At 72.7% G+C, this 6,053-nt stretch carries 7 protein-coding genes; 6 read left to right on the forward strand and 1 reads right to left on the reverse strand.

Annotated features, from left to right (window positions below):
* Position 1: 1 nt before the first annotated feature.
* From ACFV1L_RS20870 to ACFV1L_RS20890, 5 genes are all read left to right on the forward strand, one after another.
* Positions 2-991 carry an aldo/keto reductase gene (locus tag ACFV1L_RS20870; protein ID WP_380367824.1) on the forward strand — a complete coding sequence of 330 codons (990 nt, stop codon included), beginning with the start codon at positions 2-4 and terminating at the stop codon, positions 989-991.
* Positions 992-1,127: 136 nt separating this feature from the next.
* Positions 1,128-1,481, forward strand: a complete 354-nt coding sequence (locus ACFV1L_RS20875; protein WP_380367825.1) for a cytidine deaminase — start codon at positions 1,128-1,130, stop codon at positions 1,479-1,481.
* A 62-nt stretch (positions 1,482-1,543) separates the two neighbouring features.
* Positions 1,544-1,705, forward strand: coding sequence for a hypothetical protein (locus ACFV1L_RS20880; protein ID WP_380367827.1), 162 nt, complete (start codon positions 1,544-1,546; stop codon positions 1,703-1,705).
* 48 nt (positions 1,706-1,753) lie between these two features.
* Positions 1,754-2,686 (forward strand): GTPase Era, encoded by a 933-nt coding sequence (era, locus tag ACFV1L_RS20885; RefSeq protein WP_035862671.1) that lies wholly within the window; start codon positions 1,754-1,756, stop codon positions 2,684-2,686.
* A gap of 37 nt (positions 2,687-2,723) precedes the next feature.
* Positions 2,724-3,437, forward strand: coding sequence for an alpha/beta fold hydrolase (locus tag ACFV1L_RS20890; protein WP_380367829.1), 714 nt, complete (start codon positions 2,724-2,726; stop codon positions 3,435-3,437).
* Positions 3,438-3,519: 82 nt separating this feature from the next.
* Here the strand turns inward: ACFV1L_RS20890 and ACFV1L_RS20895 are convergent, their stop codons facing one another.
* Complete coding sequence (locus ACFV1L_RS20895; protein WP_035862668.1) at positions 3,520-3,786, reverse strand: protealysin inhibitor emfourin; 267 nt, start codon at positions 3,784-3,786, stop codon at positions 3,520-3,522.
* A gap of 374 nt (positions 3,787-4,160) precedes the next feature.
* On the opposite strand from ACFV1L_RS20895, the gene leuA reads away from it, so the two are divergent.
* Positions 4,161-5,945, forward strand: a complete 1,785-nt coding sequence (leuA, locus tag ACFV1L_RS20900) for a 2-isopropylmalate synthase (RefSeq protein WP_380367831.1) — start codon at positions 4,161-4,163, stop codon at positions 5,943-5,945.
* Positions 5,946-6,053: the final 108 nt, after the last annotated feature.

Raw genomic sequence — 6,053 nt, forward strand, 5'->3', positions numbered from 1 at the left:
GATGACGGAACGCATGCTGGGGGCACTGGCCAGCTCGCCGATCGGGTTCGGCGCGATGGTGGTCTCGCCCGGGATGTACGGGGACATCGACGAGGAGCGCGGCCAGGCCGCGCTGCACGCCGCGATCGACGCCGGCGCCCGGCTGATCGACACCGCGGACGGCTACGGCGTCGACGGGCACAACGAGCGGGCGGTCGGCCGCGCGGTGCGCGGGCGGCGCGACGAGGTGGTGCTGGCCACCAAGTTCGGCTTCCGGATCCCGGACGGCGCCGAGGCGCACCGCTTCCCGGTGAACTACGCGTTCGGCGAGCTGGCGGTCAACTGCGCGCCCGAGTACGTGCGCGGCTACGCGGAGCAGTCGCTGCGCAACCTCGGCACCGACGTGATCGACCTGTACTACCCGCACTTCCCGGACCCGCAGGTGCCGTTCGAGGAGACCGTCGGGGCGGTCGCCGAGCTGATCGGCGACGGCCTGGTGCGGCACCTGGGGCTGTCCAACGTGACGGCCGAGCAGTTGCGCGCCGCGCACGCGGTGCACCCGGTGGCGGCGGTGCAGGTCCAGTGGTCGATGTGGCAGCCGATCGACGCCGGGCTGCTGGCCGCCGCCCGCGAACTGGGCGTCGGCGTGGTGGCCTGGAGCCCGCTCGGCGGCGGCTTCCTGACCGGCACCGTGCAGCAGGTCGCCGACGGCGACTTCCGGCAGCAGATCTCCCGGTTCTCCGCCGAGAACCTGGCCGCGAACAACGACCGGTACGCGCCGGTCCGCGCGATCGCCGCCGAGCTGGGCGCCACGCCCGGCCAGCTGGCGCTGGCCTGGCTGCTGCGGCAGTACGAGCACGTGGTGCCGATCCCGGGCAGCCGCACCCCCGCGCACATCGCGGAGAACCAGGCCGCCGCCGACCTGGTGCTGGACGACGCGGTGCTCGACCGGATCGACAAGGCGCTGGCGGAGTTCGCGCCGGCCGGGGTGGGGGCGCTGCTCCCGGAATGACGGCCGGCCGTCCGCCGGGCCTGTTCACGGAATGACGGCCGGCCGCCCGCGGGCGTCTGTTCACGGACTGAGCCGCCGGAGGGCCGAGGGCCGGACGCCCCGGTCGGCGGGCCGGCGGGCCGCCTATGCTCGGGCCATGAGCGAGATTTCCGAGCTGGACCCCGAGGACAAGAAGATCATCACGCTGGCCCGCTCGGCCCGCGCCCGCAACGGTGTGGCCGAGGGGGCGGCGGTCCGCGACGAGACCGGCCGCACCTACGTGGCCGGAACGGTCGCGCTGGAGTCGCTGCGGCTGAGTGCGCTGCAGACGGCGGTGGCGATGGCGGTGGCCAGCGGGGCGAAGAGCCTGGAGGCGGCCGCGGTGGTCTCCGCCGCGGACGAGCCGGCGGCGGCCGACCTGGCGGCGGTGCGGGACCTGGGCGGGGCCGGAACGCCGGTGCTGCTGGCCGGTCCTGACGGGGCGTTGAAGCTGGCCGCCGAGGCGCGCTGACCCCTGGACACCCCATTGGCCGGTGCGATAATCGCTCCGGCCAATGGTGCGGGGGAGTGGACATGGGGATCGCCGCGTTCTTCTGCGGACTGCTGCTGTGCGTCATGGGCTTCGGCCGCTGGCACGAGACCGGCTCCCCCTGGTGGCTGGCCGGCACCCTGGTGCTGCTGGCCCTGGTTCTGGTCGGCGGCATCACGGGCGGCGGGAGGAAGAAGACCGGCTGAGGCACCGGGTGGCCGGGTCGGCCCGGCCGATCGGGGACAATGGGTGCCATGAATGCCCCTTCCTCCCCGTACCGCTCCGGGTTCGCGTGCTTCGTCGGCCGTCCCAACGCGGGCAAGTCGACCCTGACCAACGCCCTGGTCGGGACGAAGGTCGCGATCACCTCCGACCGTCCGCAGACCACCCGGCACACCGTGCGCGGCATCGTGCACCGCCCCGACGCCCAGCTCGTGCTGGTGGACACCCCGGGCCTGCACAAGCCCCGCACCCTGCTCGGCGAGCGCCTCAACGACCTGGTGCGCACCACCTGGGCGGAGGTCGACGTGATCGGCTTCTGCGTGCCCGCCGACCAGAAGCTCGGCCCCGGCGACAAGTTCATCGCCAAGGAACTCGCCGAGATCAAGAAGTCCACCCCGAAGGTGGCGCTGGTCACCAAGACCGACCTGGTGGACTCCAAGCGGCTCGCCGAGCAGCTGATCGCCGTCCAGCAGTTGGGCGCCGAACTCGGCATCGAGTGGGCCGAGATCATCCCCGTCTCCGCCGTCGGCGACAAGCAGGTCGACCTGGTCGCCGACCTGCTGACCAAGCTGCTGCCCGAGGGCATGCCGCTGTACCCGGACGGCGACCTCACCGACGAGCCCGAGCAGATCATGGTCGCCGAGCTCATCCGGGAGGCCGCGCTGGAGGGCGTCCGCGACGAACTGCCGCACTCGCTGGCCGTGGTGGTCGAGGAGATGATCCCGCGCGAGGGCCGGCCCGCCGACCGCCCGCTGCTGGACATCCACGCCAACGTGTACATCGAGCGGCAGAGCCAGAAGGCCATCGTGATCGGTGCCAAGGGCTCCCGGCTCAAGCACGTCGGCACCACCGCCCGCAAGCAGATCGAGGCGCTGCTCGGCACCCCGGTCTACCTCGACCTGCACGTCAAGGTCGCCAAGGACTGGCAGCGCGACCCCAAGCAGCTGCGTAAGCTCGGTTTCTGACGGGGCGTCGGACAGTCGGACAGGGGAGGGGCCGGTCGTGAAGCTGCACACCCACGAGTGGGGCGGGGGCGACCGGACCGCCCTGCTGATCCACGGCATCCAGTCCGACCACCGCACCTGGCGGGTGATCGGCCCCGCCCTCGCCGACCGCGGCTACCGGGTGATCGGCGTCGACCTGCGCGGCCACGGCGCCTCGCCGCGCGGCGAGGGCGCCACCGCCGCCGACCGGTACGGGCCCGAGCAGTTCGCCGACGACCTCGTCGACACCCTGCCCGCCGGGGCCGCACTGGCCGTCGGCCACTCGATGGGCGCGCTCGCGCTGTGGCGGGCCGTGGACCGGCTCAAGCCCGACCGGGCCGTCTACAGCGACCCCGCCTTCGTCTTCGACCGGCCCGGCATGGGCCCGGAGCCGTTCGTCGGCTTCAAGCGCTTCGGCACCCGGCAGTTCATCACCACCATGCACCCCGACTGGCCGCCGGAGGACGTGGACGCGGAGCTCGCCAGTCTCGCCGCCTGGGACAGCGACACCGCCGTCGGCCTGTGGGCGCACCCCGAACTGTCCGCGCTGCCGGGCTCCCCGGCCGTGCCCTCGCTGGTCCAACTCGCCGACCCGAGCGTCCTGGTGACGTCCGAGGAGGCCGCCGAGCTGCGCCGCCGGGGCTTCGAGGTGCGGACCGTCCCGGGGGCCGGGCACTGCATCCACCGGGACGACCCGGCCGGGTTCCTGGCCTCGCTGGACGGCTGGCTCTGACCGCTCCCGCGGGTCCGCCGCTCCGGGCCTGTCCGCCGTTCCGGACGGGGCCCGGGCGTCCTGCCGGTTCCCGCCCGGGGTCTCAGGCGCCTTCGCGCAGCACCAGGCCGACCAGTTCGCGCTGCGAGTCGGTCAGCTTGGGGTCGGCGCAGTGCACGGTGCGGCCGTCGACGGTGATCTCGTAGTGGAAGCCGTCGGGCACGCCGTACGCGGGCGCGCGCAGCCCGCCGGCCATCGCCTCGCGCGCCAGCGCGTGCACGTGCGGCGCGTCCGGGCGCGCCTCGGTGTCCATCTCGGCATACCGGAGCAGGCCGGCGAACCCGCCGGTGCGGGTGACCTGGATACGCATGGTTGTCAGTGTGCAGGGCGGCGAACGGGTTTGCCGAGGCTTTTCACCAACTTGCCGCCCCCGTCCGGCAGTCGCTCCGCACGCGGCCGGTCACGGCCCGCCAGCCGGACGCCGTCTCACTGGGTGGGATCGTGGCGGCGCTCACTGCGGCCGGGTCACCGGCCGGGTTACAGTGGCGACATCATGCGTATCCGGCTGCTTCTTCTTAGCTGCCGCGGCGAGGGCCTGTAGTCCAGTGAAGGCCGGCCCCCTCGCCGCGGGGAGTCGTGTTGCGCCCAGCGTGATCCGCGGCGGCGCATCCAGTCGGCCGAGTCGGGTGTCCTGATCCCCCGACCGCAGACCGCCTTCGACAAGGGAAGCCGAGAGCCCCAGCCATGACCGAACAGTCCTCCGTCGCCCGCGCGTTCGTCGACCGTCCCACCCCGATCACCGCCGCGAGCGTGCAGCAGAAGACCTCGGGGATGCCGTTCCACCGGTACGTACCCTTCGGCACCGTGGACCTGCCGGACCGCACCTGGCCGAGCAAGGTGATCACCCAGGCCCCGCGCTGGCTGTCCACCGACCTGCGCGACGGCAACCAGGCGCTGATCGACCCGATGTCGCCGGCCCGCAAGCGCAAGATGTTCGACCTGCTGGTGGCGATGGGCTACAAGGAGATCGAGGTCGGCTTCCCGTCCTCCGGCGCCACCGACTTCAACTTCGTCCGCTCGCTGATCGAAGAGGGCGCGATCCCCGAGGACGTCACCATCTCGGTGCTGACGCAGGCCCGCGAGGACCTGATCGAGCGGACCGTCGAGTCGCTGAAGGGCGCGCCGCGGGCCACCGTCCACCTGTACAACGCCACCTCGCCGATGTTCCGCCGGGTGGTGTTCAAGGCGAGCAAGGACGAGATCAAGGCCATCGCCACCGACGGCACCCGGCTGGTGATGGAGTACGCCGAGAAGATCCTGGGCGACGAGACGGTCTTCGGCTACGAGTACTCGCCGGAGATCTTCATCGACACCGAGCTGGACTACGCGCTGGAGGTCTGCGAGGCGGTGATGGACGTCTGGCAGCCCGGCGAGGGCCGCGAGATCATCCTGAACCTGCCGACCACCGTCGAGCGGTCCACCCCGAACGTGTACGCCGACAAGATCGAGTGGATGTCGCGGAACCTGTCGCGCCGCCGGTTCGTCTGCCTGTCCGCCCACCCGCACAACGACCGCGGCACCGGCGTCGCCTCCGCCGAGCTGGCCATGATGGCCGGCGCCGACCGGGTCGAGGGCTGCCTGTTCGGCCAGGGCGAGCGCACCGGCAACCTGGACCTGGTCAACGTCGGGATGAACCTGTTCTCCCAGGGCGTCGACCCGATGATCGACTTCTCCGACATCGACGAGATCCGCCGCACCGCCGAGTACTGCAACCAGATGCCGGTGCCCGAGCGCCACCCCTACGCCGGCGACCTGGTCTTCACCTCCTTCTCCGGCTCCCACCAGGACGCGATCAAGAAGGGCTTCGACGCCCTGGAGGCCGACGCCGCCGCCGCGGGCGTCCCGGTCGGCGAGTACACCTGGGGCGTGCCCTACCTGCCGATCGACCCCAAGGACGTCGGCCGCAGCTACGAGGCGGTCATCCGGGTCAACTCGCAGTCCGGCAAGGGCGGCATCGCCTACGTGCTGAAGAACGACCACAAGCTGGACCTGCCGCGCCGGATGCAGATCGAGTTCTCGAAGATCATCCAGGCGAAGACCGACGCCGAGGGCGGCGAGGTCACTCCCGCCGACATCTGGGCCGTCTTCCAGGACGAGTACCTGCCCACCCCCGCCAACCCGTGGGGCCGGATCGCGCTGAGCGGCTCCCGCAGCCTGACCACCGAGGACGGCCGCGACGCGCTGACCACCGAGGCGGTCGTCGACGGCACCCCCGTCACCCTGACCGGCACCGGCAACGGCCCGGTCTCCGCCTTCGTCAACGCGCTGGCCTCGATCGGCACCGACGTCCGCGTGCTGGACTACGCCGAGCACGCGCTGAGCGAGGGCGGCGACGCGCAGGCCGCCGCGTACGTCGAGTGCGCCGTGGGCGACAAGGTGCTGTGGGGCGTGGGCATCGACGGCAACACCGTGCTGGCCTCGCTGAAGGCCCTGGTCAGCGCCGTCAACCGGGCCGCGCAGCGGGACTGATCCGCAGTCGGGGGGGCGCCCCCCCCGGGCCGGGCCGGCGGGGGGGCGGGGGGGGGCGCGGCGTGGGGCCCGGGCGGGCGCGGGGCGCGGCGGGCGCTCCGGGACCTC

This window comes from Kitasatospora sp. NPDC059646 (assembly GCF_042734615.1).
Taxonomy (GTDB): Bacteria; Actinomycetota; Actinomycetes; order Streptomycetales; family Streptomycetaceae; genus Kitasatospora.

Coding starts and splice junctions, on each gene's coding strand:
- ACFV1L_RS20875 (WP_380367825.1), top strand. CDS start 1,128: ATGAGCGAGATTTCCGAGCTGGACCCCGAGGACAAGAAGATCATCACG.
- ACFV1L_RS20895 (WP_035862668.1), bottom strand. CDS start 3,786: ATGCGTATCCAGGTCACCCGCACCGGCGGGTTCGCCGGCCTGCTCCGG.
- era (WP_035862671.1), top strand. CDS start 1,754: ATGAATGCCCCTTCCTCCCCGTACCGCTCCGGGTTCGCGTGCTTCGTC.
- ACFV1L_RS20880 (WP_380367827.1), top strand. CDS start 1,544: ATGGGGATCGCCGCGTTCTTCTGCGGACTGCTGCTGTGCGTCATGGGC.
- ACFV1L_RS20870 (WP_380367824.1), top strand. CDS start 2: ATGACGGAACGCATGCTGGGGGCACTGGCCAGCTCGCCGATCGGGTTC.
- leuA (WP_380367831.1), top strand. CDS start 4,161: ATGACCGAACAGTCCTCCGTCGCCCGCGCGTTCGTCGACCGTCCCACC.